Below are 25,991 nucleotides of genomic sequence, written 5' to 3' on the forward strand. Positions count from 1 at the left end.
GGTGCGGACATGAAGATCATGGAGCTGGAGCCGGGGGACCCGCGGCTCGGGACCGAGGTGCTGCCCGTGCTGCGGGAGCTGCGTCCGCATCTGACCGAGGAGCTGTTCGCCCGGGTGTACGAGGAGGGGAGCGCGCAGGGGCTGCGCTTCTCCGCCGCCTATGACGAGGAGGGGGCCTGTGTAGGGGTGGCCGGCTGGCGGGTGCTGGTCAACACCGTCTCGCTGCGTCAGCTGTACGTCGACGACCTGGTGACCGCCCCGGCCGCCCGGTCCGGCGGGGTCGGCCGCGCGCTCCTCGTGTACCTGGAGGAGCGCGGCCGGGCGCTCGGCTGTCATGAGCTGAACCTCGACTCGGGCACCCAGCGAACCGACGCTCACCGCTTCTACCTGCGGGAACGCATGGAGATCGGGGCCTTCCACTTCGCGAAGCCGCTGTAGGGGGACGCCGGGAATAGCTCGGAGGGGGCCACGGTTCCAGGGGTATAGTTGAACCGTCAACAACCTGGAGGGTGAGCGACCATGCAGTTCGGGATCTTCACGGTCGGCGACGTCACGCCGGACCCCACCACGGGGCGTACGCCGACCGAGCGCGAGCGGATCAAGGCCATGGTCGCCATCGCGCTCAAGGCCGAGGAGGTCGGCCTCGACGTCTTCGCCACCGGCGAGCACCACAACCCGCCCTTCGTGCCGTCCTCGCCGACGACCATGCTCGGCCACATAGCGGCGCGGACGGAGAACCTGATCCTCTCCACCTCCACCACGCTGATCACCACCAACGACCCGGTGAAGATCGCGGAGGACTACGCGATGCTCCAGCATCTGGCCGACGGCCGGGTCGACCTGATGATGGGCCGCGGCAACACCGGGCCGGTCTATCCGTGGTTCGGCCAGGACATCCGTGAGGGCATCAACCTCGCCATCGAGAACTACGCCCTGCTGCGCCGGCTGTGGCGCGAGGACGTCGTCGACTGGGAGGGCAAGTTCCGCACGCCGCTGCAGGGCTTCACGTCCACGCCGCGGCCGCTGGACGACGTGCCGCCGTTCGTCTGGCACGGCTCGATCCGCTCCCCGGAGATCGCCGAGCAGGCCGCGTACTACGGCGACGGCTTCTTCCACAACAACATCTTCTGGCCCGCCGACCACACCAAGCGGATGGTCGAGTTCTACCGGAAGCGGTTCGCCCACTACGGGCACGGCACCCCGGAGCAGGCGATCGTCGGGCTGGGCGGTCAGGTCTTCATGCGGAAGAACTCGCAGGACGCGGTGCGCGAGTTCCGGCCGTACTTCGACAATGCGCCGGTCTACGGCCACGGGCCCTCCCTGGAGGACTTCACCGACCAGACCCCGCTGACCGTCGGCTCCCCGCAGCAGGTGATCGAGAAGACGCTGGGCTTCCGCGAGTACGCCGGCGACTACCAGCGCCAGCTGTTCCTGATGGACCACGCGGGCCTGCCGCTGAAGACCGTGCTCGAACAGCTCGACATGCTGGGCGAGGAGGTCGTACCGGTGCTGCGCAAGGAGTTCGCGAACGGGCGCCCGGCCAACGTGCCGGAGGCTCCCACGCACGCCTCCCTGCTGGCCGCCGCCGCTGACTCCACTGCCACTGCTGACTCCTCTGCCGTTTCCGAATCCGAAGGAGTGACCGCCGAATGAAGCTCGTCGTCGTCTCGGCGGGGCTGAGCGTCCCGTCCTCCACGCGGCTGCTGGGCGACCGGCTGGCCGCCGCCGTGGACCGTCACACGCCCGTCGACATCCAGGTGATCGAGCTGCGCGACCTCGCGGTCGAGATCGCGCACAACTTCACCAACGGGTTCGCGGGCCGTGCCCTGGCCGCCGCGCAGGACGCGGTGACCGGGGCGGACGGGCTGATCGTGGTCACGCCCGTGTTCACCGCCTCGTACAGCGGGCTGTTCAAGTCGTTCTTCGACGTGCTGGACAAGGACGCCCTGGCGGGCAAGCCGGTGCTGATCGCGGCGACCGGCGGTACCGCCCGCCACTCCCTGGTGCTGGAGCACGCGCTCCGTCCGCTGTTCGCCTACCTACGGGCCGTGGTCGTACCCACCGCCGTGTACGCCGCCTCGGAGGACTGGGGCGCGGAGGGCCTGCCCGAGCGGACCGAGCGGGCGGCGGGGGAGCTGGCGGCCCTGATGCAGGGACTGTCGGCGGCCCGGCCTGCCAAGGACGGCCTCTCGGCCGAGGGCGACCTCCCGGCCGGGGACGACCTCGCGGTCGTGCCGTTCGAGGAGCAGCTGGCCCGGCTCGGCGCGTGACGGTGGAAAGACGGTAGGCCTCCGCTGCGGGTTGCTCCTGTGACGGTGAGAGGCGGGTAAAAAGGGTGATCGTAGACCCGCTCGTCCCGGCCGAACCGCCGGAGGCCTTGGCAGACTGGGGACGTGCCCCAGACTGTGCTGCTCGCCGAAGACGACCGTGCCATCCGTCATGCCCTGGAGCGTGCCCTGACCCTGGAGGGGTACGAGGTGACGGCGGTGGCCGACGGCGTGGAAGCGCTGGCACAGGCCCACAGGACCCCGCCGGACGTCCTCGTGCTCGACGTGATGATGCCGGGCATCGACGGGCTCCAGGTCTGCCGGGTGCTGCGGGCCGAGGGCGACCGCACCCCGATCCTGATGCTCACCGCCCTGGTGGAGACCGCCGACCGCATCGCGGGCCTGGACGCCGGCGCCGACGACTACGTGGTCAAGCCGTTCGACGTGGAAGAGGTCTTCGCACGGCTGCGGGCCCTGCTGCGCCGTACCAGCCCGGTACCGGCGGGCGGTGTCGGCGCCGCGGGCACCGGCGGTGACGGCGGGCGGGACATCCAGGTCTCCGACCGGCAGGTGGAGGCCGCCGGGATCCGGATGGACCTCCAGGCCCGCCGGGCCTGGCGCGGCCGGCGCGAGCTGGAGCTGACCCGCACGGAGTTCGAGCTGCTGGAGCTGCTGGTCCGCAACGCGGGCATCGTCCTCGACCACTCCACGATCTACGACCGCATCTGGGGCTACGACTTCGGGCCCGGCTCGAAGAACCTCGCCGTGTACGTCGGCTACCTGCGCCGCAAGCTGGACGAGCCCGGCGCCGCCCAGCTGATCCACACCGTCCGGGGCGTGGGTTACGTGCTGCGGGAGGACTAGTGAGCCACCGCTGGCGGCTGCCGGCCGGGCCCCGGCCCAGGCTCGTGTCCCTGCGCACCACCTTCGCGGTGTCCTTCGCGGCCGTCACCGCCGCCGTGGCCGTCCTCGTCGGCATCCTGTCCTACAACTCCGCGGCGCGCCTGGTCCGGGTCGACCAGCAGTCGGTGTTCACACAGGTCGTCCAGGACGTGCAGGACGAGGTGCGGCAGCACGAGATGGTCCCCGAGGACTTCTCCTCCTCCCGTCCCGGCCATGATCTGGTCCGGCCGGCCCGGACCGACGTACAGGTGCTCGGCGCGCTGGGGCAGATCGTCGACCACGGCAGTCCGGTGCTGCCCGTCACCGCCCGGGACAAGGGCGTGGCCACCGCGCGGGAGGCCGGCAGGGTGGTCCAGTACAAGGACGTCCGGGTCGGCGAGGACCTGTTCCGCATCGCCACCGTCTCCCTCGGGGACGGGAAGGGCGCGGTGCAGGTCGCGCAGGAGTTCAGCGACACCGAGGATCTGCTGCGGGCGCTGCAGCAGCGGACGCTGATCCTGATGGCGGCGGTCGTGGTCGCCGCGGGTCTGTTCGGCTGGTGGCTGGCCCGCCGGATCACCCGGCGCCTGGTGATCCTCACCTCCGCCGCCGAGGACGTGGCCCGCACCCGCCAGCTGGGCATCGAGGTGCCCGTCGCGGGCCTGGACGAGGTGGGCCGGCTCGGCCGTGCCTTCGACCGGATGCTCGGCCGGCTCGCCCAGTCGGAGGAGGACCAGCGCAGGCTGGTCCAGGACGCCGGGCACGAGCTGCGGACACCGCTGACCTCGCTGCGTACGAACATCTCGCTGCTGCGCAGGATCGACGAGCTTCCCCCGGCGACCCGGGAGGAACTCGTCGCCGACCTCACCCAGGAGGCCCGGGAGCTGACCGACCTGGTCAACGAGCTGGTCGATCTCGCGGCTGGGCAGTCCGACGCGGAGCCGCCGCAGCGGGTGGACCTCGCCGACATCGCCGAGGACGTGATGGGGCTGGCCAGGCGGCGCACCGGCCGGGAGATCGTGCTGCGCGCCAGCGGTGACACGCGCACCGACGGGCGGCCCGGGATGCTGCAGCGGGCCCTGTCCAACCTGGTCGAGAACGCGGCGAAGTTCGACCGCGACGGCAAGGCGCCCATCGAGATCAACATCACCGGGCCCGCGCGGCTCGGGACCGTCCGGGTCGAGGTCCTCGACCGGGGCCCCGGTATCGCCGAGGGCGACCTGATCCGCATCTTCGACCGCTTCTACCGCGCCGCCGACGCGCGGTCCCTGCCGGGGTCGGGGCTCGGCCTGTCCATCGTCCGCGAGGTCGCCATGGCACATGGCGGCGCACCTTTCGCCTTCCGGCGGGAAGGGGGCGGGGCGGTCATCGGGTTCACGGTGGGTGGGGGGATTGTGGGGAGCGGGGGGAGCTGAGGGCATCCGGGGCGGGACGCCTCGGCTTCGCCTTCGGGCCGCACCAGCCCGCCCTCTCGTCCACCGACGGGGCTGCAGAGGGCGAGCGGGCTTGTCAGGGCCTGGGCGGGATGATGAAGCCCCGCACAGGCCTTTGCTGCTGCGCGCGCTTGAACGCCGCCACCAGCTCCGCGTACCGAGGGTCGATCCACTCGGACATGCGGCCCCCTTCAGCAGGGAGACTGGACGATGCCGGGCTTCGGCCTCGGCGTGATGACGATCGTGCACTCCGGGGCGTGCCGGCAGTTCGCCGCCACGGACACGAGGGTCTCGTCCGACGGCGGTCCCCACAGCCCCGGGTCCGCCTCCCAGCTCAGCTCGGCGATCTTCTCGCGGGTCCGGCCCAGGATCGGCGGGTCGTAGTTCGTCGGGTCGTACCCGGGGTAGTGGTGCACGAACCGGCCGCCCAGCGAGGCGCACAGGTCGGCGTACATGGCGGTGTGCAGGATCAGGGCGTGCCAGCCATCGTTGATGGCGATTCTTGGAAACGACCACCCCTACTCCTCGCCCCATTCGCTCCGGCTCTCAAGCGAGTGAGGAAGCGTGGTGAGCGGCGGCCGTTCTTGATCTTGCTCTGACGAAGGGCCGTTGATGAGAACTGTGCGGCCCCGGCGCTTTGCGGTGCCGGGCCGCGCGGGGGCTGTGGTGGTTGGGTCAGTTGCAGCCGTCGTCGCAGACGAGTTCGCCTTCCCAGGCTTCCTTGCCTTCCATGATGGCGAAGGCGGCGATGAGGAATCCGGCGACCGGGTCGAGCCAGGTCCAGCCGAAGAGGGCGAAGGCCAGCAGGCCGGCGAAGGTGGTCACCGACAGCCAGGCGCACAGCTTGGTCTCGGCAGCGTCCGCGACGACCAGTCGGGAGTTCATCTCCTGGCCAGCCTTGCGCTTGACCCTGGCCAGCCACGGCATGATCACGATGGACACGCCGGTCAGGACGATGCCGGCGAAGGAGGTGTCGGGCTTCTCTCCGCCGATCAGATCGCGGATGCCCTCGACGGTGACGTAGGCGGCGAGCGCGAAGAAGGTGACGGCGATGAATTTCAGCGCCCGGCGTTCCTTGGCCTCGTCCGGCTCACCGCCCTTGATCTCCGCAAGCAGCCGTATCAGGACCACTACGGCGGCGGCGACCTCGATCCCGGAGTCGATGCCGAACCCGATCAGCGACACAGCGCCGGCGACCGAGCCGGCCGAGATCGCGACGATGCCCTCGATGACGTTGTAGCCGATGGTGAACTTCGCGTAGCGCACGGCGCGGTGCGTGGCCGGGCTGGTCACGTCGGGAACGGTGACAGGGGCGGTGCTCATCGGGCGGGTTCCTCGGCGGCGGGGGCAGGGTGGGTGCCGTAGGTGGGGCACAGGTCGACGGCCTCGCCGGTGGCGGCCAGCAGTTGCTCGGCGGCGGCCAGCAAATCCAGCAGTTCGGGGTGTGCCAGCGCGTGCAGGGTGGCCCTGCCCTGCGGCCGGGAGGTGATCAGGCCGCAGTCGCGTAGGCAGGACAGGTGCGCTGAGACCGTGGACTGTGCCAGCCCCACACAGGTCACCAGGTCGGTGACGCGAGCCTCGCCGTCGGCGAGCCGGCGCAGGATCGCCAGGCGTGCCGGGTCGCCCAGGGAGCGGAACAGGGCCACCGCCGCCGACGGCGCCCCGTAGGGGGTGGCCGCCAGTGCGGTCGCCGGACTATTCATCGTCATCGAGCGATGATAGCTAGAGATGTCGATGTCATCCATGAGGCCCGGCTCCTGCGCGGGCCAGTCGGGGCACCCGCGGGTCCGAACGGCCCTGTGCGGCTCCCTGTGCCCACAGAGAGGCTGGAGGTAAACACGCCCGCGTCTGCCGGGTCGGGCGGACGCGATGGGAACGACCCGGAGGGTGATGATCATGCACAGAACGAGCAGGCGGACCGCCGCCGCGCTGGCGGCCCTCACGCTGGCCGGCACGCTGGCCGCCGGATGCGCGGCAGGCAACAGCACCTCCACGGGCACCGCTCTCGCCCCGGCCGCCGCGCCGAGCCCCTCCGGCAGCGATTGCTGGAGGTCGGGCACGTCGGGCGACGACTGGGACGACTGGGATTCGTGGGGGCCCGGTATGGGGCCGGGCATGATGGGCAACGACTGCTCGTGGGGTCCCGGCATGATGGGCGGTCACTACTGGCAGCGCGGCGACGGCACCCCGGTGAAGACCATGGACCAAGCCCGACAGCGCGCCGACGCCTTCGCTGACTTGCTCAACCTGCGCGTCGGCGAGGTCATGCAGTTCTCGAAGAACTTCTACGCCGAACTGGAGACCCCCTCCGGGAAGCCGGCCACCGAGATCCTCGTCGACCCGGCCGACGGTGACACCGGGATCGAGTACGGCCCGGCGATGATGTGGAACACCGACTACGGCATGCACCCCCGCGGCCAGACCCGGACCCAGGCCCGGATCTCCCCCGAGCAGGCCCAGGACCGCGCCCAGCAGTGGCTGCGCGACCGGGGCAGTAACCTGACCGTCGGCGAGGCCGAGGCGTTCCCCGGCTACTACACCCTGCACACCGTGCGCTCCGGGAAGATCAACGGCATGCTGTCGGTCAACGCCTCCACCGGCGCCGTGTGGGACCACACCTGGCACGGCACCTACATCGCCACCAGCGAGCACTGACAAGGGCGCGGGAACCATGGGCCCGGCGCCCGCTCCGCGACGCGGATATCCAAATCCTGGGGTGCGTCAGCCGCATCACAGGCCGAACCCGCCGCCTTTGGCGAGGGCGAGCAGGCCTATGGCGCTCAGGACCTGGGGTAGCAGGATGTGTCGCCGCAGGGCTCAGCACCCTGCTCAACGGGCCGGACACGGGTCACCTGCTGTCCGGGTGGGGAAACGGCGCGAGCAGCTCTGAGGCCGACCCGAGCGGGAGTGGCCGAATTCAATCAAGGAGCCCCATCATCGTCGATGATCCGGGCGGTGCGAGGCCGTCCGGGCGTTTCTGCTCCCGGCGCGAGTTGTACGCGGGCCGGGAGCAGAGGCTGAGGAAGTCGGCGCCGGGCGGCCTATCGCCGCCTGCGGACGTGCGGGTTCTTGTGGGCGCGGATCTCGACGTTGATGTCCGTGACCTTCGAGCAGTCCTGGGCTGCTTGCGCTGTGCCGCGGTCCCGGGCGAGTGCCGCACACACATCGCAACCCGGGTGCGGCTCGGGCCACGGTTCGGGCCAGGGCTCGGACAGGTGGACGGGGCCTCTCAGCATCTACGCCGTCACGGTGTGCGCTCCTCTTCGTGTCGGTGGACACCGGGGCCGAACGCAGCACCGAGGAGCGTCGGGTCGGTCAGCCGGCCCGTGCCGTCCGGCAGCGCCGACCACCACCTGCCCCTCAGGGGCATGATCGGGGTGGGAGTTGAGCTCCGGAGGGGAGGCGTCGTGCTCAGTGATCAGGAGGCTGCTGTTCTCGCTTGTGTCGACGAGGCGGCCGTCGGGCGGATGTTGCTGGAGTTGATCGCGGTTCCGAGTGTGACCGGGAGTGCTGCCGAGTCGGAGATCCAGCATCGGCTGGCGGGGTGGCTGGAGCGGCTCGGGCTCGAGGTCGATCTGTGGTCGATGGATCTGCCCGCGCTGCTGGCCGACCCGGAGTTTCCCGGGATGGAGGTGCCGCGCGAGGAGGCGTGGGGCCTGGTGGGGGTCAGCGAGGGGGGTGGGGACGGGCCGACGCTGGTTCTGCAGGGGCATGTGGATGTCGTACCGCCCGGGGACCTTGCCGCCTGGGACGGGGATCCGTTCGTGCCGAGGGTGATCGGGGATGTGGTGCACGGGCGGGGGGCCTGTGACATGAAGGCGGGGGTTGTCGCTCATCTCGCTGCGCTGGCCGCCGTTCGGGCCGCCGGGGTGCGGCTGCGGGGGCGTGTCGCCGTGCACTTCGTTGTGGGTGAGGAGGATGGGGGGATCGGGGCTTTTGGGACACTGAGGCGGGGGTACGGCGGTGATGCCTGCGTCATTGCCGAGCCCACTGGTGGGACCCTTGTTACTGCCAACGCCGGTGCGCTGACCTTTCGTCTTTCCGTGCCCGGTCAGGCCGCTCACGCCAGTTCGCGGGACGCCGGGGTCAGTGCCGTTGATGCCTATGTGCCGATCCATGAGGCGCTGGCCCGGCTGGAGGCCGCCCGCAACGCCGGGCCCTCGCCGCTGATGGCCGAGTATCCGATCCCGTACGCCCTTTCCGTCGGGACGCTGCGTTCCGGGGACTGGGCGAGCAGTGTGCCCGATCTGCTGGTTGCGGAGGGGCGGCTCGGGGTGCGGCTGGGGGAGGAGCCGGGCGAGGCGCGGGCGGAGTTCGAGCGGTGTGTGGCCGAGGTCTGCGCCGGTCATCCCTGGCTGCGGGAGCATCCGGCGACGGTGAGCTGGCCGGGTGGGCAGTTCGCGAGCGGGCGGCTTCCTCAGGGCCATCCGCTGCGGGACGAGGTGCGCGACGCCTGCGCCGACGCCAACGGCTGGGCCACCCGGCCCCGGGAGCGCGGGGCGCCGTACGGGAGCGACCTGCGGCTGTACGCGGGGGCCGGGATTCCGACGCTGCAGTACGGGCCGGGGGATGTGCGCGTCGCGCACAGTCCTCGGGAGAGCGTGTCCCTTCGTGAGGTGGTGGAGGTGGCGCGGACCCTCGCGCTCACCGTGTTGCGGACGACCGGGGTGAAGTGAGGTCCGGGCAGCCGGGCTGCCTGCGGCGGGTGAAGGCCGGCAGGGTGGGCGGGGCGAGGAAGCCCTCCGCCCGGGCGCTGGCCAGGCCGATGCGGGGGATGTCGCTGCTCTTCGCGAAGAGGAGGAAGCGGGGTTCCCAGACCGGGCGGTACTTGGCGTTCGCGCGGTACAGGGACTCGATCTGCCACCAGCGGGAGAAGAAGGTGAGGATCGAGCGCCAGAGGCGGAGCACGGGACCGGCGCCGAGACGGGAGCCGCGTTCGAAGACCGAGCGGAACATCGCGAAGTTCAGCGACACCCGGCGGACGCCCAACTCCTCGGCCCGCAGCAGGAGTTCCACGACCATGTACTCCATCAGGCCGTTCTCGCAGCCACGGTCGCGGCGCATCAGGTCGAGGGAGAGGCCCGCTTCGCCCCAGGGGACGAAGCTGAGCAGGGCCCGGGGCACGCCGTCCGCGTCTCGGCACTCCAGCATCACGCAGCGGCCGTCGCCGGCGTCGCCGAGGCGGCCCAGGGCCATGGAGAAGCCGCGCTCGGTGGCGCCGTCGCGCCAGTGGTCGGCGCGGTCGACGAGGAGGGCCATCTCCTCGTCGGGGATCTCCTCGTGGCGGCGGATGCGGACCGTGTAGCCGGCCCGACGGACGCGGTTGTGGGCCTGGCGCACCACGCGCATGGCCCGGCCGTCGAGGGTGAAGTCGGCCAGGTCGACGATCGCCTCGTCGCCCAGTTCGAGGGCGTCCAGGCCGTGGCGGGAGTAGATGGTGCCCGCCTCCTCGCTCGCGCCCATGACGGCCGGGGTCCAGGCGTGGCGGCGGGCCTCGGCCAGCCAGGCGTCGATGGCGCCGGGCCAGGCCTCGGGGTCGCCGATGGGGTCGCCGGAGGCCAGGCTGACGCCGCCGACGACGCGGTAGGTGACGGCCGCCTTGCCGCTGGGGGAGAAGATGACGGCCTTGTCGCGGCGCAGGGCGAAGTAGCCGAGGGAGTCGCGCTCGCCGTGCCGGTCCAGCAGGTCACGCAGCTTCCGCTCGTCCTCCGCCGCCAGCAGGCACTCGCCGCGCGGGGCGCGGAAGCAGGCGTAGAGGACCAGCAGGAAGGTCGCCGCGATCAGGACGTTGACGATCACGTCCGTCCAGCGGGGCGCGTCGACGGCGGGGACGCGGTCGGCGAGCGGGCCGACGCTGATGCCGCGCAGCAGGGTGTAGGCGATCTCGTCCTTGAGGGTGGCGCTGGGCAGTTTGTTGGTCGCGTGCACGAGCAGGGTGCCCAGGGCGGCGCTGAGCAGCGTGCCGCCGGTGCCGACGGCGAGTGCCAGGCGCGGGTTGGAGCGGTCGCCGATGGCGTCGAACTCACGCCGGCCGATCAGCAGGGCGGCCACGAACAGGCCGGTCAGGGCGGCGGAGAGCCAGTTGGAGAGGTGCTCGCGGTAGGGGTCGCGGGTGAGGGCGAGGACGTAGAGGGAGAAGAGCGGGCCGGCGAGGAGGAGGTTGAAGACCCAGGCGGCTCGCTTGCGGCGGCGCATCACGATCGCGAGGAAGAGGGCGAGGGCCGCCGAGCCCAGGCCGGCGGTGGCCAGGTAGGGCGTGAAGTACGCGCCTCCGTTGTGCTCGTGCACCTCCTCGCGGAACGGCAGCGAGAGGACCGCCGCGATGTTGAGCGCCACCTGCAGACGCAGGTACCAGACGGTGGCCGTCGCCGCCCGCTTCCGCAGCCGGCCGTCGCCGGTGGACGGGAAGGGGATGCGGGCACGATGGTTGCGCTGAGCGGGGACCCGTGGGGTGGTCGGGCTCGACTGTTGTGCGGGCATGGTGGCGGGCACCTTGGGGAGGGGGACGGGGCAACGCTGACCCTACAGCTCGTAGGGTAACGTGTGTACGGGTGTACACATACCTGGTTCACAGGATCTCATCCCGGACCCTGGCCGCTCCGCCGGGCCGCCGCAAGGGTCCACGCCAGATTGCCCACGGCGGCCCCGGCCGCCACCGCGGCCACGATCACCCCGCCGGTCGCCAGACCGTCGCTGAACAGGTGCGGGCGCCGGTCGAGGCTGTGCAGCCCGAAGCCGCACAGCTCGTACACGCCGACGGCGGCGACGAACAGGCTGACGACCAGCAGGGTCAGCGTCGGGGCGAGAGCACGCATGCAGACCTCCTCCGCCGGGCTCGGTTTCACTTCCGTGTCCTGCATGGTGCTCCCCCGATGAACAGACGTGTGGCCGATGGCGGTTGGGAACCTACATTACGTAGGGTCGGTTGGGGTCGGAGGCGTGCCCAACCAGATACTCCTACGCGCGGCATCAGCCGAAGCGGCCCGCCACATAGTCCGCCGTGCGCTGGTCCGCCGGGGCGTTGAACATCTGCTCGGTCCGGCCGTGCTCGACGATCCCGCCGGGGGTGCCCTGTTCGGCGAGGAAGAAGGCGCACTGGTCGGAGACGCGGGCCGCCTGCTGCATGTTGTGCGTGACGATCACGATCGTGACCTGGCCCGCGAGTTCGTGGATGGTCTCCTCGACCCGGCGGGTGGAGGTCGGGTCGAGCGCCGAGCACGGCTCGTCCATGAGCAGGACCCGGGGCCGTACGGCCAGCGCGCGGGCGATGCACAGGCGCTGCTGCTGGCCGCCCGACAGTGCGCCGCCGGGCCGGCGGAGCCGGTCGCGGACCTCCTTCCACAGACCCGCGCGGGTCAGGGACTCCTCCACCAGCTCGTCCCGCTCGCGGCGGCTCGCGCGGGTGCCGGTGAGCTTGAGGCCGGCCACCACGTTGTCGTAGATCGACATCGCGGGGAACGGGTTGGGCTTCTGGAAGACCATGCCGATCCGGCGGCGGGCGTCGGTCAGGCGGCGCTCGGGGGCGTAGATGTCCTCGCCCTCGAAGAGCACCTCGCCGCCGAAGGCCGCGCCGGGGATCAGCTCGTGCATGCGGTTCAGGGTGCGCAGGAAGGTCGACTTGCCGCAGCCGGAGGGGCCGATCAGGGCCGTCACCCGGCCCGCGGGCATGGTCAGCGAGACCCGGCTGAGCACCTGGTGGCCGCCGAACCAGGCCGAGACCGCACGGGCCTCCAGGGTGGCGGGCGCGGCGCCAGGGACGGGGGCTGCGACGGGCAGTACGGCGGTGTCGGTGACGGCGTCGGTCACTGCGGTGTCGGTCACTGCGGTCTCGGTCATGGTGGCCACCTCTGGTCGGGCAGGGTTACAACAAGTTCGGGAGCAGCTCGGTGGTGCGTGTGGCGACCTGGAGGCCCAGCACGGCGACGACCGGTGCGAAGACGATCCACGTCTGGTGGCGGCCCCAGCGGTGCCACGTCCACACCGCGGCGATGGACGTGAGGAGAAGCGCCTGGAGCCACAGCACCAGCGGCCAGGGCACCCCGGAGGGGCGGGCCAGCGGCTGCTCGGAGTCCGGCAGGGTGCCGGGGCGGATCACGGCCGCCGGGGTCTGGAAGGGCGCGGAGACCAGGTCGGCGTCGACGCGCAGGATGCCGCCGGGCATGAAGCGGGGGCCGGTCGCGGTGACCAGCACCAGGCGGCCCTTGCCCGCGGCCGCGGGGGCGGGCGCCGGGTCGCCGGCCCGCCGTACGTCGATGACCTGGTACTCGGCCTTGCCCTGGCCGGTGGTCACGGTGAAGGTGTTGCCCGCGGTGAGGTCGGCCAGGTGCCCGAACGGGGCGCCGTACGCGGCCGCCCGGCCCATCAGCACGCTGGTCCCGGCCTGTCCTGGCATCGGGGTGTCCCGGCGGTGACCGGGGCCGTCGGTCATGACGGCGGAGTCGGTGCCCTCGAACACGACCTGGTTCAGGCCGAGTTGCGGTACGTCGATGAGCGCGACCGGGGTGCCGGGCGCGAGCAGCTTGCCCTGCTGGTCGGTCTGGGACACGGGAGCCGTGCCCAGGGCGAGCTGCTCGCGCAGCTCGTCGAACGCGGCGTGCTGCGCGCTGTGCTGCTGGATGCCGCTGACGAGCAGCAGCTGGGCGGTGATGCCGAGCAGCAGGGCGGCGAGGCTGAGCAGGCCGCCGCGGGCCAGGTGGCGGACGGCGGTGACACCGCGGACGCGGGTGCGCGGCGCGGCCGGTGCGAGCGTGGTCGGTACGGCGACGGTCACGTCGGCCCGCCTCCTTCGCTGGGGGTGGGGGCTGCCGGGGAGGCGGGGCTGGTCTCCCCGGCAGCCGGGTGGGTCAGGTGGACTTGATGGTGAAGTTGGCGCCGGTCTTGGCGTTCACCGTCGAGGAGCCGGCGTAGTACGCGTGCAGGGTGTGCGAACCGCGGCTCAGCAGGGGCAGGGAGACGGTCACCTGACCACCGCTCAGCGTGCCGCTGGCGCGCAGGGTGGTGCCCTCGTAGATGCGCACGGTGCCCGTCGGGGTCGTGCCGGTCGCGGAGACCTTCACGGTGACCTTGGCGTGGCTGGTGTGGCTGACCGAGGCGGGCGCGGTGGTCGTCACCGTCGGCGTGGCCTTGGTGATCTTCAGGGAGGCGGTCGTCGAGGAGCCGAGAAGCTTGCCGTTGCCGCCGTAGGAGACCGTCAGGCTGTGCGTGGTCACCTTGAGGTGGTTCGACAGGCTGATGGTGACCTTGCCGGTGGTGCCCAGAGTGCCGGTGCCGAGGACGGTGGTGCCTTCCTTCACCGTGACGGTGCCGGTCGGGACGACACCGTGCGGGTCGGTGACGGTGACGGCGACCTTCGGCGTCTTGCCGTAGGCGGTCGTGGCCGTGGTCGCCGTGGTGGCGCTGGCGTACTTGACGGTGCCGGTCCAGGTGGCGGCGGCGCCGGTGCCGTTGAGGTTGGCACCGGCGACCGTGGCGGTGTAGGTGCCGAGGGCCAAGTGGCTGAAGGTGTACGACGTGGTGGTGGCCGGGACGTCCTTGACGGCCACGACAGCGCCGTCCGGACCGGTCAGCGTGATCCGGTAGTCGGTGAGCGGCAAGGCCGGTGGCGGCCGGGGCGGTCCAGCTGAGTTTGACGCTCGCGTCGCCTCGGGTGCCCTTGAGCCCGGTCGGCGCGGAGGGCGTCTGGGTGTCGATGCCCGACTCCTCCAGGCCGCCCAGCTTGGCGTGCTTGGCCACGCTGACCGAGCCGTTGTACGACTCGTTCACGAAGCCGAAGGCGGAGATGACGCCCTCGGCGGAGTCCGAAGCCATCGCGGCCTCGTGGCTGCCCGCCGTCACGAAGACGTCGTAGAGGTCCTTGTCGAAGAAGATGCTGGTCGGGTCGATCGCCCGGGACGGCACGACGTTGTAGACGTCGCGGCCGAAGGTGGAGTTCTCGTAGTAGGCGTTGACCGGGGTGAGCTTGCCGTTGACCGTCGTCACCGGGCTGGTGGCACCGGTGTCGCTGGGCAGCTGCACCGCGGCGAGGTGACCGCCCGCAGCCGCCGAGGTCTTGGTGAAGTCGGGGGAGACGCCGTTGTTCTGGGCGATCCAGGAACCGACCGAGAAGGGCACCAGCGCGCCGTCCTCGGTGAGGGCCGCGTTGCCCTGGTTCTCCTGGACGGTCGGGATGTTCGGCGCGATGGTCGCGTCGGTGAGGCCGATCGCGGAGAGGAAGAACGCACGGGTGCCGGAGCCGCTCTGCGGGATCCGCGGGTGCACGGTCTGCCCGTTCACCTGGGTGAGCGTGCCCGCGTAGATGTCGTGCAGCTGGTCCACGGTCAGGGTGTCCAGGGCGGAGCCCTTGACCGCGACGCCGACCGCGTCCCGGGCGAACGGGATGTAGGTCAGCGCGGTGCCGGAGGTCTTCGGGCCGCTGGAGGAACGGCCGAAGTCGACCTGGCCCTTGATGGCGACGCCGGAGGAGTCCGGATACTTGTCACCGGTCAGCGACTCGCTCAGGGCCAGGCGGCCCTTGCCGGAGCCGTTGGGGCGCAGGAAGGACGGGCCGCCCGAGCGGGTGGTGATGTTCGAGGTGGTGGAGCCGGTGCCGGGCTCGATCGCGTCGTAGGAGGCGATGCCCGCGCCGCCTGCCGACTTCACGGCCGTGTCGGCGTAGTTCTTGCCGTTGACGGTGTCGCCGGCCAGGGCGTTGAGCACGTCCTGAGTGGTGTCGGAGCCCACGCCGACCAGCTTGCGAAAGGTACCGGCGGGGGTGGGGTCGGCGTACGCGGGGCTGGTCAGAGCCAGGCCGCCGGCCACCACGGCGGCGGCGACGAGCGCCGCCGTAGAGCGCGTTCTGCGCATCGAGAGTCTCCTGACGATAGTGCGTCGGTGCGGGAGAGGGGGATCTGGCAGGGTGGTACGGGCCGTCCGCCCCGACTGCCTTTCGGGGCGGACGGCCGTCTGTGGGGGGCGCCCGGTGCGGGCGCCCCGGTCTCAGGGCCTCAGGGCAGCCGCCTGCGCAGCCGCTCGGGCAGGGAGAAGGCCGGTACGACGGTCACCGTGCGGCCGCCGGGCAGCGGCACCCGCAGGGGCAGCCGCAGCCGGCTGCCGCCTGCGAAGGGCGCGCCGAGTCCGGCGAAGGCGCCGAGCGCGGCACCGACCGGTACGGCATAGCGGAGCGGATTCGCCGGGTCGGCCGGGGTGTTTCCGGCGGCCGTGGTCTCCACGGCCTTTCCGCCGTCGTACGAGGCCTGGGCGCTGGGCGTGGCGCTCGCGCCGCCGTCCGCTCCCGTACCGCCGCCGGCACCGGAGGCACCGCCGGAGGTGGCGCCGCCCGACCCGTCGCCGGTGCCGCCGGAGGCCTGGCCGCCGCTGGTGCCGCCCGAGCCCGAGTCACCGTCGGTGGAGGGCGACCCCTTGTAGCGCAGGAGCGCGTCGGCAGCCTTCAGCGTGCGGTCGCGCAGGGTGCGGGAGAGCGGGGCGTACCCCTCGGGCAGCCGGCCCGGGTCGGCGCCGGGGACCTGACCGGCGCCCGCCGCGTAGCGCAGCAGCGCCGCGTAGTCGGCGCGGGCGTCCGCCTTCAGCCAGCCCGGCCGTGCGGCCGCGTAGACCAGCTGGGCCAGCGGGTAGGCGCCCTTCGCCTTGGCGTTCGCCGGGGCGATCTCGGCGACGTCCTTGCCGGAGGCGCTCTTGGCGGCCTCGGTCAGGGCCGTGGCGGTGGGGGCGACGAACTTGCCCGCCGTGTTGCGCAGCTTGGCCGTCTGCAGGCCGTACCGGTCGGCGGAGGCCGCGTCGGTGACCGTGATGACGAACCGCGAGCCGACCGTCTGCGGGCCGGGGCTGCGGTACGCGGGCGGGTTGGACAGCGGGTCCCAGGTCGACTTCCACAGGGTGTCGGCGCGCCGGGTGTGCAGGGCGCCGGCGTGCATGTCGTCGACGTACGGGTGGAAGTCGGTCATGCACTGCCGGGCGTCCTTGGGAGCGTCGGTGCCGGGCGGCACCGTGCACCAGGGGTCGCTCTTCGGGTACTCGTCGACGTGCTCGGGGGCGAAGGCGAGACCGGAGGGGTTCAGGTCCGCGTTGGTGCTGTAGTACGGGTTGACCCGCATGCCCCAGTCGTCGGAGACGCCGGAGAGGAACTGCCGGGCCTCCTTGTCCGCGAGGATCCACTGCCACACCGCGCGGGCGCTGTCGCTGTGGCCGAGCGAGGTGAGCAGGTCGGTGTCGGTGGCCGGGGTCTCGGCGACCGAGAGGTCCGCGAACTCGGGGTTGAGGGCGATGAACTCGGGGTCACTCGCCAGGCCGGCCGGGTTGTTCTTCGCCCAGCCGTACCCGTGGGCCGCCTTGTCGCCGAGCACCGAACCCCAGGTGGAGTTGCGGTACGACTCGGTGAGCAGCTTGGCGACCAGCCGGGGCGTCAGCCTGATCGACTCGACCCTGGTGCCCGCCTGTCTCCTGATGTTCTCGGGCGCGCCGGCCTTGGGCCTGCGTTCGATCGTGAACCCGATGACCGCTCCGGACAGCGCCACGGGCGCGTACGTCGTCGTACCGCCCGGTGCCGACGTGCCGTCGTCGGCGCCCAGGGCCCGGGTGGTGAAGCCGAGGCCGAACGTCTTGTCGGTGCCCAGCCGGGAGCGGGCGTCGGGCTCGCCGAGTTCCGTGTAGCCGTACACCTTGCCGGACGGGCACAGGGCCGCCTGCCAGCTGGTCACGGCGTCGGCGACCAGCTCGCTGCCGGTGGTGGGGCGCTCGTCGCTGCCCAGCGGGCAGTTGCTGCCCACCTGGTTGAAGTGCAGCGGGATCGCGATGCGGTTCTGCCAGTTGGTCGAGGAGACCGGGGAGCCCGCGTTGACCTGGCTGTGGTCCGCGTACGGCTTTCCGTCGAGGTCGAGGTGGCCCTGCGGGACGATCACCAGCCAGCAGGAGCGCGGCTTGGTGACGCCGTTCTGGGTGACCGGGGAGCCGCAGCCCAGGTGCGGGGCCTCGTTGGCGGTCTGCACCTCGAAGTACTCCGTGCCGGTGCCGGCGGCACCGGTGCGGGCGAAGTCGATCTCGTTGGTGGTGTTGTGGTTGAAGAACCGGTTGTTCTGGGTGTTGGTGAGGATCGTCTCGCCGGTGACCGCCTTGAACGGCACCTCGCCCGGGACGCCGGGCGGCTGGGCGGCGCCGTAGCGGTTGTCCTGGCCGTAGTTGGTGGGGTCGGCGCTGTAGAAGATCTGGCGGGTGTCGTCCAGCTGGTTGCCGGGCCAGTTGCCGCGGTCGGTGGTCGGGGAGGCGCCGTACTGGCACTGGGTGCGGGGCGGTCCGGGGTTGCCCGGGACGCTGCCGTCGTCGTCGCCCCAGCACTGCATGATCTGCACGAAGTCGGTGTCGAACCAGGTGCCCGCGAAGGTGGTCGGGGTGCCGCCGCTCCAGGAGACCTTGATCGCCTGGCTGGTGAGGTGGCTCGTCTGGTCGACGGTGAACTTCATGTCCTTGAACTCGCCCCGCCCGGAGACGGTGACCGCCGAGCCGGCGGGGGCGGCGGTCGCGGAGGGGGCCGCCTGGGCGACCGCGAGGCCCGCGAGGGCGCCCACGGTGGCACCGGCGAGGAGGCGGATCAGGGCGCCGCGGACGCGGCCGGGCCGTCTGCGGATCATCGCCGGTCACCGTCCTTGGCGTTTACCCGCGACCGGGCGCCGACCAGACGGGAGACGACCGAGGGCAGCAGGATCAGGCCGAGCACCAGGAACGCGGCCAGCAGCATCAGCGTCTGGGTGGCGGTCCAGCCGTGGCCGGCGGCGACGGCGACCGGCTGGGCGAGGGCGACGGTGTTGTCGGCGCCCGTACCGGTGCCGCCCGAGCCGCCGCCCGCGCTCGCGCCCGGCGCGAGGGTCTGCCCGGTATCCGGGTCGACGGACGGGCCGCCGCTGCCGCCGGTGCCTGCCGTACCGTTTCCGCCGGTGGCGGAGGACCCGCCGTTCGCCGTACCGCCCGCAGCGGATCCGCCGCCCGAACCGCCGTTGCCGTCACCGGACTTGGCGCCGCCGCTGCCCGAGGTGCAGGGCGGGGCGCCCTTCTTGTCGCAGGGCTTCGGGTAGGGCGCGGTGTCGGCGAGCCGGTTGTGGCCGTCCGGGGTGAACGTCGGGTTGTTGCAGCGCTTGATGTCGATGTTCCGCGCCTGCACGCCCGGGATCCGGCGGATCTGGTCGAACCCGGCCTTGACCAGGTTGATCGGCAGCGGCGAGTAGCCGAGCTTGGGCGCCTGCTGCTGGCCCTGGCACATGAAGTAGTACGAGAACGCGCCCAGCGTCCGGCCCTTGACCGTGCTGAAGGTGCCCCGCACCTTGAGCGGCAGGATCATGTACGAGTAGCTGGACAGCGGGTAGTTGCGCTTGTCGGAGTCGTTGTAGACGCCGTCGAGCTGCTGGGTGAGGTAGTCCGGGGAGTTCTTGTTCGTGTTGATCCGGGCCTTGAGCAGCGAGACCGCGACGTTCTGCGGGGTCGGCTCGGTGTAGTAGCCCGAGTGGTTCAGGACCTTGGCGACCGGGTAGTGCGCGTTGAGCGCGTAGGAGTAGTTGACGTACCCGATCGCGCCCTCGCCGTAGTTCTGGGCGACGTAGCCGGCCACGCCGAGGTCGCCGGACTGGGCGATCATCCCGGGGCTGGGCGGGTAGTTCGAGGTCTGCCCGCAGGAGCCGGAGCGGCCCGCCTTGCGGCAGTACGCCTGCCACAGCGCCTTGTGCTGGTTGCTCATCCACAGCGTGAACTGGGCGGTGGAGCCCGAGCCGTCGGAGCGGACGACCGGGACGATCGTGCGGTGGGGCAGCTGCAGGCCGGGGTTGTCGGCCCGGATCACCGGGTCGTCCCAGGTCTTGACGACCCCGGTGAAGATCTTCGTGACGACGTCCCCGGACAGGCGCAGGTTGGTGACCCGCTTGCCGTTGACGGTCAGGTGGTACATGAAGACGGTGCCGCCGGCGACGATGGGCATGTAGGCGTACGAGCCCGCCGCCGGGCGTTCGGCCGCGGAGCCGTCCGTCGGGTGGGTCTGGAACGGGATGTCGGAGACCGCGAAGTCGACGGTGCCGCTGAGGAACTGGCGGCGGCCGTCGGAGGAGCCGGTGCCGGCGTAGCTGATGCGCATGCCGTACTGGTTCACCGCGCGGCGCCACTCGTCCACGGCGTTCTCCGCCCAGGTGGAGCCTGCGCCGGAGATGGGGGTGTAGGTGTCGGCCGACGCGGGGGTGGCTGTCGCGAGGACGCCTATCAGCGCGGCCAGGATGCCCAGCCGTCGTAGGGCGGTGGTGAGGTGGCTGAGCATCAGTGGCTGCCTTCGTTGTCGGGTGCGGGTTCGTGGGTGGGCACCCGGCCTTCGGCCGGGTTCGGGTTCCCACCCGCACCACCCGTGCGGCTCTCGTGGTCGGGTGCGGGTGGCCCCTGTGGGGCTGAATCACCGTCGGCGGCTGCGGGAGGTTGGTCCTGCGGCGTCTCGTCGAACAGCGTCAGGCCCGGGGCGTGCAGGTCCGCGAAGCGCTCCACATCGCGCCGCGAGGCTCGTGCCGCCCGGCGGGCCTGGCGTTTGCTCTGGTGGCCGGGGCCGCGGCCACCGATGACGCGGGCGATCGCGAACAGCACCAGGACCAGGGCCATCAGCACCGCCGCCGCGCCGAAACCGCGGGCGATCATCGTCGGCTGGGGCGACTTGACGAAGTTGAAGACGGCGAGGGGCAGGGAGACCATCGGGCCGTCCGTCGGGTCGGCGTTCAGCGCCGCCGTGAACCCGGCGGTGAGCAGCACCGGCGAGGTCTCGCCGATGCCGCGCGCGGTGCCGAGGATGACGGCCGTGGCGAGACCCGAGCGGGCGGTGGGCAGGACCACGTGCCACACCGTGCGCCAGCGCGGGGCGCCCAGGGCCTCCGCCGCCTCCGTCAGGGTGCCCGGCACCAGCCGCAGCACCACGTCCGCCGCCCGGATCACGATCGGCAGCATCATCACGCTGATCGCGAAGCCGGCCGCGAGTCCCGACTTCTGCATGCCGAGCCCGAGGATCCAGGTGGCGTACACCATCAGGCCGGCCACGATCGAGGGCAGCGCGGTCATCGCCTCGACGATGGTGCGGACGAAGCGGGAGAAGCGCCCGGGGATCTGGTTCAGGTACACGGCGCAGGCCAGGCCCAGCGGGACCGTGATCGCCAGGGCGATGGTGATCATCGTGAGGGTGCCGAGCATGGCGTGCGCGATGCCGCCGTTGGTGAGCGGGTCGAGCGGGCCCGCGGCCTGCATGTCCTGGGTGAAGAAGTTGGCGTGCGGCAGTGCCTCGCGGCCGCGCCAGGCGGTGAAGCCGACGACCAGGGCGAGCGCGACGAACAGCAGGGTGGCCGCGCTCCACAGCACCACGGTCATCACCCGGTCCCGTACCGCCTGCCCGTTCTCCTCCAGGCCGGTGAGCACGGCGTAGCTGAGGAGGAAGGCGAGGTAGGCCGTGACCATGAAGCCCAACGCGCCGGAGAAGGGGGCGAGTTGGCCGAACAGCAGCAGGGCCGTGCAGAGTCCGGAGGCGGCGGCGCCGGTCAGGGACAGCACCCCCGAGCGGGTGGGGCCGCCGATCCGGCGGGGGACGTCCGGGAGTTCGTCGGCCGGCTGCACGGCGGCCGCGGTCTCCCCGACGCCGTGGTCGCGTACGGCGTTCTCTTCCACGACTGTCATGTCAGGCCTCGCTCTGTGCGCCGGACCGGGAGCGGGCCACGACCGTCGACGCGGTGAAGTTGACCGCCAGGGTGAGCAGGAACAGCGCCAGGCCCGCGGCCATCAGTGCCGACATGCCGAAGGTGGAGGCGTCGCCGTAGTGCAGGGCGATCAGGGAGGAGACGGAGTTCGAGCCGGTCTGCAGGATGTGCGGCTGGATGGTGAAGACGGGCGAGATGATCAGGTAGACGGCGATGGTCTCGCCGAGCGCCCGGCCGAGCCCCAGCATGGTGCCGCCGATGATCCCGCCCTTGCCGTACGGCAGCACGACGGAGCGGATCATCCCCCAGCGGGTCGCGCCGAGGGCGTAGGCACCCTCCCGCTCCCCGGCCGGGGCCTGGGCGAACACCTCGCGCATCACCGAGCACTGGATCGGCGCCACCATCAGGGCCACGACGAGCCCCGCGATGAAGGTCGAGGCGGTGTAGACGCTCTCGGTGGCCAGCGGCTCGCCCGGCTGGGTGCCGTCCACCTTGAAGAGCGGGAACCACCCGAACCAGTCGGACAGCCAGCGCGACAGCCCGATCACATGCCCCTGGAGGAAGAACAGCCCCCACAGCCCGTACACCACCGACGGTACGGCCGCCATCAGGTCGACCATGGTCACGAGCGTCCGCCGCAGCGGGCGCGGTGCCACGTCGGAGATGAACAGCGCGGTGCCCACGGCCAGCGGCACGGAGATGGCGACGGCGACGAGGGCGATGAGCAGCGTCCCGGTGAGGACCGCGGCGATGCCGAACCTGTGGACGTCCGGCTCCCACTCGGCGGTGGTGAGGAAGGCGAACCCCCTGACCTTCAGCGCCTGTCCGGCCCTCAGCAGCAGAAACAGGCCAACGCCTGCCATGACTGCCAGGACGGCGACGCCGGTGACGGTCAGCTGGTACCGGAAGATCCGGTCCCCGAGACTCCGCGCGGCGAACGCCCTTCCGGGCAACGGCCGTTCAGGTTTCCCGGGGTCGTCGGATCTGTTGGGTCCGGCTCTGCCGGGCCCCTCTACCGCGGACACCACGTGTGGCCCCCCATGCGACATGAAGCGACATGTACGGGAACGGCGTCCCCGCGCGGGGAGAGTCAATGGCTGGATGCTGTCGCTTCCGGGCGCCGCAGACGGCCCATGGATGAATGGTTCATGTCATCTCGGTGGGGGAGTTGTGTGTGTAGCGGCCATGTGTCGGCCGATTCAGTCCGGCTGTGCGGGCGCGGTCCGGCGGGCGTAGGCACGGGCCGCGCGGGCGCGGTCGCCGCAGCGGGTGGAGCACCAGTGGCGGCGGCCGTGCCGCAGGAGGTAGCGGTTGCACGGGCTGGAGCCGCAGGCGGTGAGGCGGTCGGCGTCGGCGCCGGTGAGCAGTTCGGCGGCGTCGGAGGCGAGGGCCGCCAGGGCGTGCTCGACGATCTGGGTCGTGGGGTGGGAGGCCGCCCGGTACAGGCCGCGCTCGGGGTGCCAGTGCAGCAGGGCGGCCGCGGGGGCGCGGGTGAGCGCGTCGTTGAGTGCGTTCAGGGCGCCGGCGGGGGCGGCGTGCCCGTCGACCCGGGAGGCGAGCAGGGAGCGGATCTGTTCGCGCAGGGAGCGCAGTTGGGCCGCGCAGGTCTCCTGGAGTTCCGCGTCGGCCGGGGCCAGGCCGTGCTCCACGAGCCAGCGCTCGGCCGCCGTGGGTGTCCCGAGCAGGTCGATGAACTGGCCGCCGGGCAGCGCGACGGCGCTGTTGGCGAGGTCAAGTGCGGCGTACTGCTCCGCGCCCGGCGCGGGGAGCACGGTCGGCTCGTCGGTCACGGTCCCCTTCATGAGTCTCATGGTACGGCTTGCGTCCATCCGTGAGGGGCGGCTAGCGTTCATCACGGATAGAAATTCTCTATCCGTGAGACGCGTGTGAGAGCGCGTGTTCCTGAGACGACCCTCCGCGAGGTGCCCCCATGGCTGCAGCCGGCCCGAACCCCGACCCCACGAGCGAGCAGGTGCCCGTCCGCGTCCTCGGCGGCCCGACCGTCCTCATCGAGTACGGCGGCCTCCGCCTCCTCACCGACCCCACCTTCGACGCCCCCGGCGACTACCCCGCACCCAGCGGCCGGGTCCTGACCAAGACCGCGCCGCCCCGCCTCACCCCGGCCGAACTCGGCCCCGTGGACGTCGTCCTGCTCTCCCACGACCAGCACGCCGACAACCTCGACCACTCCGGCCGCGCCCTGCTGGCCGAGGTGCCCCGCACCCTCACCACGCCGAGCGCCGCCGACCGCCTCGGCGGCACCGCCCGCGCCCTCGCCCCCTGGGAGTCCGTCGAACTGCCCCGCCCCGACGGCGGCACCGTCACCGTCACCGCGGCGCCCGGCCTGCACGGCCCCAAGGGCTCCGAGCCGATCGTGGGCGAGGTCACCGGATTCGTCCTGACCTCCGCCGACCTGCCCACCGTCTACGTCAGCGGCGACAACGCCTCGCTCGAACTGGTCCAGGAGATCGCCGACCGGTACGCCCCCGTCGACACCGCCGTCCTCTTCGCAGGCGCGCCCCGCCTGCCCGTCCTCGACGACGCCCTCCTCGTCCTCGACGGCGCCGGAACCGCGAGTGCCGCCCGCCTCCTCGACGCCCGCCGCGTGGTCCCGGCCCACTGCGACAGCTGGGCCCACTTCACCGAGACCAGGGATGACGTGGTGGCCGCGTTCGTCGAGGCGGGGCTGGTGGACCGGCTGCAGCTGGACTGAGCGGGCGGCGGCGCCGTGGTGCCGCCGAACTGTCCGGGTACCACCCGCCCCGACCCGTTCGGCCCCCGGTACACGGAATCGGGGCGATTCGGACCCTAGCGTTGCGGATGAGGCGTCAGAAGCGACGGACGCCCGAGTCCGAGAGAAGGCAGCGCGCATGATCGACGCACGGCAGCTGACCAAGAGGTACGGGGAGAAGACGGCCGTCGACGGGCTGGACTTCGTCGTGAAGCCGGGCACCGTGACCGGCTTCCTGGGGCCCAACGGCGCGGGGAAGTCCACCACCATGCGGCTGATCGTCGGGCTCGACGCCCCGACGAGCGGCACCGTCACCGTGAACGGCCACCACTACGCCCGCCACCGGGCACCGCTCCAGGAGGTCGGGGTGCTTCTGGAGGCCAAGTCCGTCCACCCGGGCCGCTCGGCCCACAACCACCTCAGGGCGCTCGCGCTGACCCACGGCATTCCGCGCCGCCGGGTCGACGAGGTCGTCGAGCTGGCCGGTCTCGGCGGCGTGGCCCGGAAGCGGGCCGGTGCCTTCTCTCTCGGCATGGGCCAGCGGCTCGGCATCGCGGCGGCGCTGCTCGGCGATCCGCAGACGGTGATGCTGGACGAGCCGGTCAACGGTCTTGACCCGGAGGGCGTGCTCTGGATCCGCACCCTGCTCACCTCGCTCGCGGCGGAGGGCCGGACGGTGTTCGTCTCCTCCCACCTGATGAGCGAGGTGGCGCTGGTGGCGGACCACCTGATCGTCGTGGGCCGGGGGCGGCTGCTGGCCGACACCACCGTGCGCGACCTGGTCCGCGAGGCGGGCGGCGACACGGTGAAGGTCGCCACCCAGGACCCGGCCCGGCTGCGGGACGTGCTGGCCGGCCCGGGCGTCGACATCACCGGCCGCGTCGGCTCGGAGGAGTTGCAGGTCACCGGCCTGACTGCCCGTGAAATCGGACTGAAGGCCGCCGAGCACGGGATCCCGCTGTTCGAGCTGACCGCGCGGACCGTCTCCCTGGAGGAGGCGTTCATGGACCTGACCCGGGACGCCGTGGAGTACCACGGCTCCACCACCGGCATCGAGAACCCCGAGACTGCCGGGAGGACCGCATGAGCACCCTCACCGCCACCGCCGAAGCACCCCGGACCACACCACCCGCCCGGCCCGCCTATCGCGTGACCGGACGGCGCGTGCTGTCCTCCGAGTGGGTCAAACTCTGGTCGCTGCGCTCGACCTGGATCACCCTCGGCCTCGGCCTGCTCTTCCTCGTCGTCTTCGGACTGATCGCCGCGAGCCGCTACAAGTCCCTGAACGGCTCCCCCCGCATGACCCCGGAATTCGGCCGGGCGACGGCCGTGAGCCTGTCCCTCTTCGGCACCAACTTCGCCCAGTTGGCCCTGGGCGTCCTCGGCGTACTGGTCACGGCGGGGGAGTACGCCACCGGCACGATCCGCTCGACCCTGGCGGCCGTACCGCGCCGGCTGCCCGTCCTGTGGTCCAAGGCGGCCGTGTTCGGGCTGGTCGCGCTGGTCGTCGGCACCCTCGGCGCGTTCGTCGCCTTCCTGCTCGGCAGCGGCATCGTCTCCGGCACACCCGCCGCGATGGACCTGACCCACGCGGGGGTCGTACGCAGCCTGCTGGGCGCCGGGCTCTACCTCGGCCTGGTCGGCGTCATCGGCATCGCCCTCGGCGCCCTGCTGCGGTCGGTGGCCGGCGGCATCTCGGTGCTGGTCGCCGGCCTCATGCTCCTCCCCGGACTGACCTCGCTCCTGCCCAGCTCCTGGCAGGACGACATCAGCCCCTACTTGCCGAGCAGCGCGGGCAGGGCGATGTTCGCCCTGACCCACGACTCCACCACCCTCCCGCCCCTCGCAGGACTGATGGTCTTCCTCGGCTGGACGGCACTGGCGCTGGCGGGGGCGGCGTACCGGCTGGTGCGCAGCGACGCCTGACCGTGTGCAGCGTGGGCGCGGGCCATGACATATGCCATGGCCCGCGGGTGGCATCCGGCAGGGA

General features: G+C 71.9%; 25 protein-coding genes and 1 pseudogene. 11 read left to right on the forward strand and 15 right to left on the reverse strand.

Features of this window, described 5'->3' with window-relative positions:
* Positions 1-9: 9 nt before the first annotated feature.
* From ACFY3C_RS20680 to ACFY3C_RS20700, 5 genes are all read left to right on the forward strand, one after another.
* On the forward strand, positions 10-438 hold the full coding sequence (locus ACFY3C_RS20680; protein ID WP_390771794.1) for a GNAT family N-acetyltransferase: 429 nt from the start codon (positions 10-12) through the stop codon (positions 436-438).
* A gap of 81 nt (positions 439-519) precedes the next feature.
* Positions 520-1,653, forward strand: coding sequence for an LLM class flavin-dependent oxidoreductase (locus tag ACFY3C_RS20685; RefSeq protein ID WP_386577009.1), 1,134 nt, complete (start codon positions 520-522; stop codon positions 1,651-1,653).
* Positions 1,650-2,270 (forward strand): FMN reductase, encoded by a 621-nt coding sequence (locus ACFY3C_RS20690; RefSeq protein ID WP_390771795.1) that lies wholly within the window; start codon positions 1,650-1,652, stop codon positions 2,268-2,270. Before ACFY3C_RS20685 ends, ACFY3C_RS20690 begins: the two co-directional genes overlap by 4 nt.
* A gap of 123 nt (positions 2,271-2,393) precedes the next feature.
* Positions 2,394-3,131 (forward strand): response regulator transcription factor, encoded by a 738-nt coding sequence (locus tag ACFY3C_RS20695; protein ID WP_386577012.1) that lies wholly within the window; start codon positions 2,394-2,396, stop codon positions 3,129-3,131.
* On the forward strand, positions 3,131-4,564 hold the full coding sequence (locus ACFY3C_RS20700; RefSeq protein WP_390771796.1) for an ATP-binding protein: 1,434 nt from the start codon (positions 3,131-3,133) through the stop codon (positions 4,562-4,564). The genes ACFY3C_RS20695 and ACFY3C_RS20700 overlap by 1 nt, the downstream gene beginning before the upstream one ends.
* A gap of 209 nt (positions 4,565-4,773) precedes the next feature.
* Here ACFY3C_RS20700 and ACFY3C_RS20705 read toward each other — a convergent pair whose 3' ends face one another.
* The 3 genes from ACFY3C_RS20705 to ACFY3C_RS20715 form a co-directional block, all read right to left on the reverse strand.
* Positions 4,774-5,037 (reverse strand): hypothetical protein, encoded by a 264-nt coding sequence (locus ACFY3C_RS20705; RefSeq protein ID WP_390771797.1) that lies wholly within the window; start codon positions 5,035-5,037, stop codon positions 4,774-4,776.
* Between the two features lie 220 nt (positions 5,038-5,257).
* Entirely contained in the window at positions 5,258-5,905 is a 648-nt protein-coding gene (locus ACFY3C_RS20710; RefSeq protein WP_390771798.1) for a cation diffusion facilitator family transporter, read from the reverse strand.
* Positions 5,902-6,291 (reverse strand): ArsR/SmtB family transcription factor, encoded by a 390-nt coding sequence (locus tag ACFY3C_RS20715; RefSeq protein ID WP_390771799.1) that lies wholly within the window; start codon positions 6,289-6,291, stop codon positions 5,902-5,904. The genes ACFY3C_RS20710 and ACFY3C_RS20715 overlap by 4 nt, the downstream gene beginning before the upstream one ends.
* Positions 6,292-6,478: 187 nt before the next feature.
* Between ACFY3C_RS20715 and ACFY3C_RS20720 the strand changes: the two genes are divergently transcribed.
* A complete protein-coding gene (locus ACFY3C_RS20720) occupies positions 6,479-7,237 on the forward strand; it encodes a hypothetical protein (protein WP_390771800.1) in 759 nt (252 codons plus the stop codon).
* Between the two features lie 386 nt (positions 7,238-7,623).
* Here ACFY3C_RS20720 and ACFY3C_RS20725 read toward each other — a convergent pair whose 3' ends face one another.
* Positions 7,624-7,818, reverse strand: a complete 195-nt coding sequence (locus ACFY3C_RS20725) for a hypothetical protein (RefSeq protein WP_390771801.1) — start codon at positions 7,816-7,818, stop codon at positions 7,624-7,626.
* 132 nt (positions 7,819-7,950) lie between these two features.
* Between ACFY3C_RS20725 and ACFY3C_RS20730 the strand changes: the two genes are divergently transcribed.
* The gene (locus tag ACFY3C_RS20730) at positions 7,951-9,258 is read left to right on the forward strand and encodes an ArgE/DapE family deacylase (protein ID WP_390771802.1); all 1,308 of its coding nucleotides are present in this window, start codon (positions 7,951-7,953) and stop codon (positions 9,256-9,258) included.
* Here ACFY3C_RS20730 and ACFY3C_RS20735 read toward each other — a convergent pair.
* From ACFY3C_RS20735 to ACFY3C_RS20755, 5 genes are all read right to left on the reverse strand, one after another.
* Positions 9,227-11,062, reverse strand: a complete 1,836-nt coding sequence (locus ACFY3C_RS20735; protein ID WP_386577016.1) for a phosphatidylglycerol lysyltransferase domain-containing protein — start codon at positions 11,060-11,062, stop codon at positions 9,227-9,229. The genes ACFY3C_RS20730 and ACFY3C_RS20735 overlap by 32 nt on opposite strands.
* Before the next feature lie 98 nt (positions 11,063-11,160).
* Positions 11,161-11,397 (reverse strand): hypothetical protein, encoded by a 237-nt coding sequence (locus ACFY3C_RS20740; protein ID WP_386577017.1) that lies wholly within the window; start codon positions 11,395-11,397, stop codon positions 11,161-11,163.
* 154 nt (positions 11,398-11,551) lie between these two features.
* A complete protein-coding gene (pstB, locus tag ACFY3C_RS20745; protein WP_390771803.1) occupies positions 11,552-12,418 on the reverse strand; it encodes a phosphate ABC transporter ATP-binding protein PstB in 867 nt (288 codons plus the stop codon).
* A 25-nt stretch (positions 12,419-12,443) separates the two neighbouring features.
* Positions 12,444-13,352 carry a sortase gene (locus tag ACFY3C_RS20750; protein WP_386577019.1) on the reverse strand — a complete coding sequence of 303 codons (909 nt, stop codon included), beginning with the start codon at positions 13,350-13,352 and terminating at the stop codon, positions 12,444-12,446.
* A gap of 73 nt (positions 13,353-13,425) precedes the next feature.
* Positions 13,426-14,175, reverse strand: a complete 750-nt coding sequence (locus ACFY3C_RS20755) for an Ig-like domain repeat protein (RefSeq protein WP_390771804.1) — start codon at positions 14,173-14,175, stop codon at positions 13,426-13,428.
* 131 nt (positions 14,176-14,306) lie between these two features.
* On the opposite strand from ACFY3C_RS20755, the gene ACFY3C_RS20760 reads away from it, so the two are divergent.
* Positions 14,307-14,429 carry a hypothetical protein gene (locus ACFY3C_RS20760; RefSeq protein ID WP_390771805.1) on the forward strand — a complete coding sequence of 41 codons (123 nt, stop codon included), beginning with the start codon at positions 14,307-14,309 and terminating at the stop codon, positions 14,427-14,429.
* Between the two features lie 173 nt (positions 14,430-14,602).
* Here the strand turns inward: ACFY3C_RS20760 and ACFY3C_RS20765 are convergent.
* From ACFY3C_RS20765 to ACFY3C_RS20790, 6 genes and pseudogenes are all read right to left on the reverse strand, one after another.
* Positions 14,603-15,424, reverse strand: a pseudogene (locus ACFY3C_RS20765) (substrate-binding domain-containing protein); the annotation flags it as partial.
* A 140-nt stretch (positions 15,425-15,564) separates the two neighbouring features.
* Positions 15,565-18,201 carry a hypothetical protein gene (locus ACFY3C_RS20770; RefSeq protein WP_390771806.1) on the reverse strand — a complete coding sequence of 879 codons (2,637 nt, stop codon included), beginning with the start codon at positions 18,199-18,201 and terminating at the stop codon, positions 15,565-15,567.
* A complete protein-coding gene (locus tag ACFY3C_RS20775) occupies positions 18,198-19,865 on the reverse strand; it encodes a phosphate ABC transporter substrate-binding protein PstS (RefSeq protein WP_390771807.1) in 1,668 nt (555 codons plus the stop codon). The genes ACFY3C_RS20770 and ACFY3C_RS20775 overlap by 4 nt, the downstream gene beginning before the upstream one ends.
* On the reverse strand, positions 19,865-21,250 hold the full coding sequence (gene pstA / locus ACFY3C_RS20780) for a phosphate ABC transporter permease PstA (RefSeq protein ID WP_390771808.1): 1,386 nt from the start codon (positions 21,248-21,250) through the stop codon (positions 19,865-19,867). The genes ACFY3C_RS20775 and pstA overlap by 1 nt, the downstream gene beginning before the upstream one ends.
* Position 21,251: 1 nt before the next feature.
* Positions 21,252-22,223 (reverse strand): phosphate ABC transporter permease subunit PstC, encoded by a 972-nt coding sequence (pstC, locus tag ACFY3C_RS20785; RefSeq protein ID WP_390771809.1) that lies wholly within the window; start codon positions 22,221-22,223, stop codon positions 21,252-21,254.
* 246 nt (positions 22,224-22,469) lie between these two features.
* Positions 22,470-23,081, reverse strand: a complete 612-nt coding sequence (locus ACFY3C_RS20790) for a CGNR zinc finger domain-containing protein (RefSeq protein WP_390771810.1) — start codon at positions 23,079-23,081, stop codon at positions 22,470-22,472.
* 119 nt (positions 23,082-23,200) lie between these two features.
* On the opposite strand from ACFY3C_RS20790, the gene ACFY3C_RS20795 reads away from it, so the two are divergent.
* From ACFY3C_RS20795 to ACFY3C_RS20805, 3 genes are all read left to right on the forward strand, one after another.
* A complete protein-coding gene (locus tag ACFY3C_RS20795; protein ID WP_386577027.1) occupies positions 23,201-23,983 on the forward strand; it encodes an MBL fold metallo-hydrolase in 783 nt (260 codons plus the stop codon).
* A gap of 157 nt (positions 23,984-24,140) precedes the next feature.
* On the forward strand, positions 24,141-25,088 hold the full coding sequence (locus ACFY3C_RS20800) for an ATP-binding cassette domain-containing protein (RefSeq protein WP_386577028.1): 948 nt from the start codon (positions 24,141-24,143) through the stop codon (positions 25,086-25,088).
* The gene (locus tag ACFY3C_RS20805; protein WP_389187220.1) at positions 25,085-25,927 is read left to right on the forward strand and encodes an ABC transporter permease; all 843 of its coding nucleotides are present in this window, start codon (positions 25,085-25,087) and stop codon (positions 25,925-25,927) included. Before ACFY3C_RS20800 ends, ACFY3C_RS20805 begins: the two co-directional genes overlap by 4 nt.
* Positions 25,928-25,991: the final 64 nt, after the last annotated feature.

Source organism: Streptomyces sp. NPDC001410 (genome assembly GCF_042895235.1).
Lineage (GTDB): Bacteria > Actinomycetota > Actinomycetes > Streptomycetales > Streptomycetaceae > Streptomyces.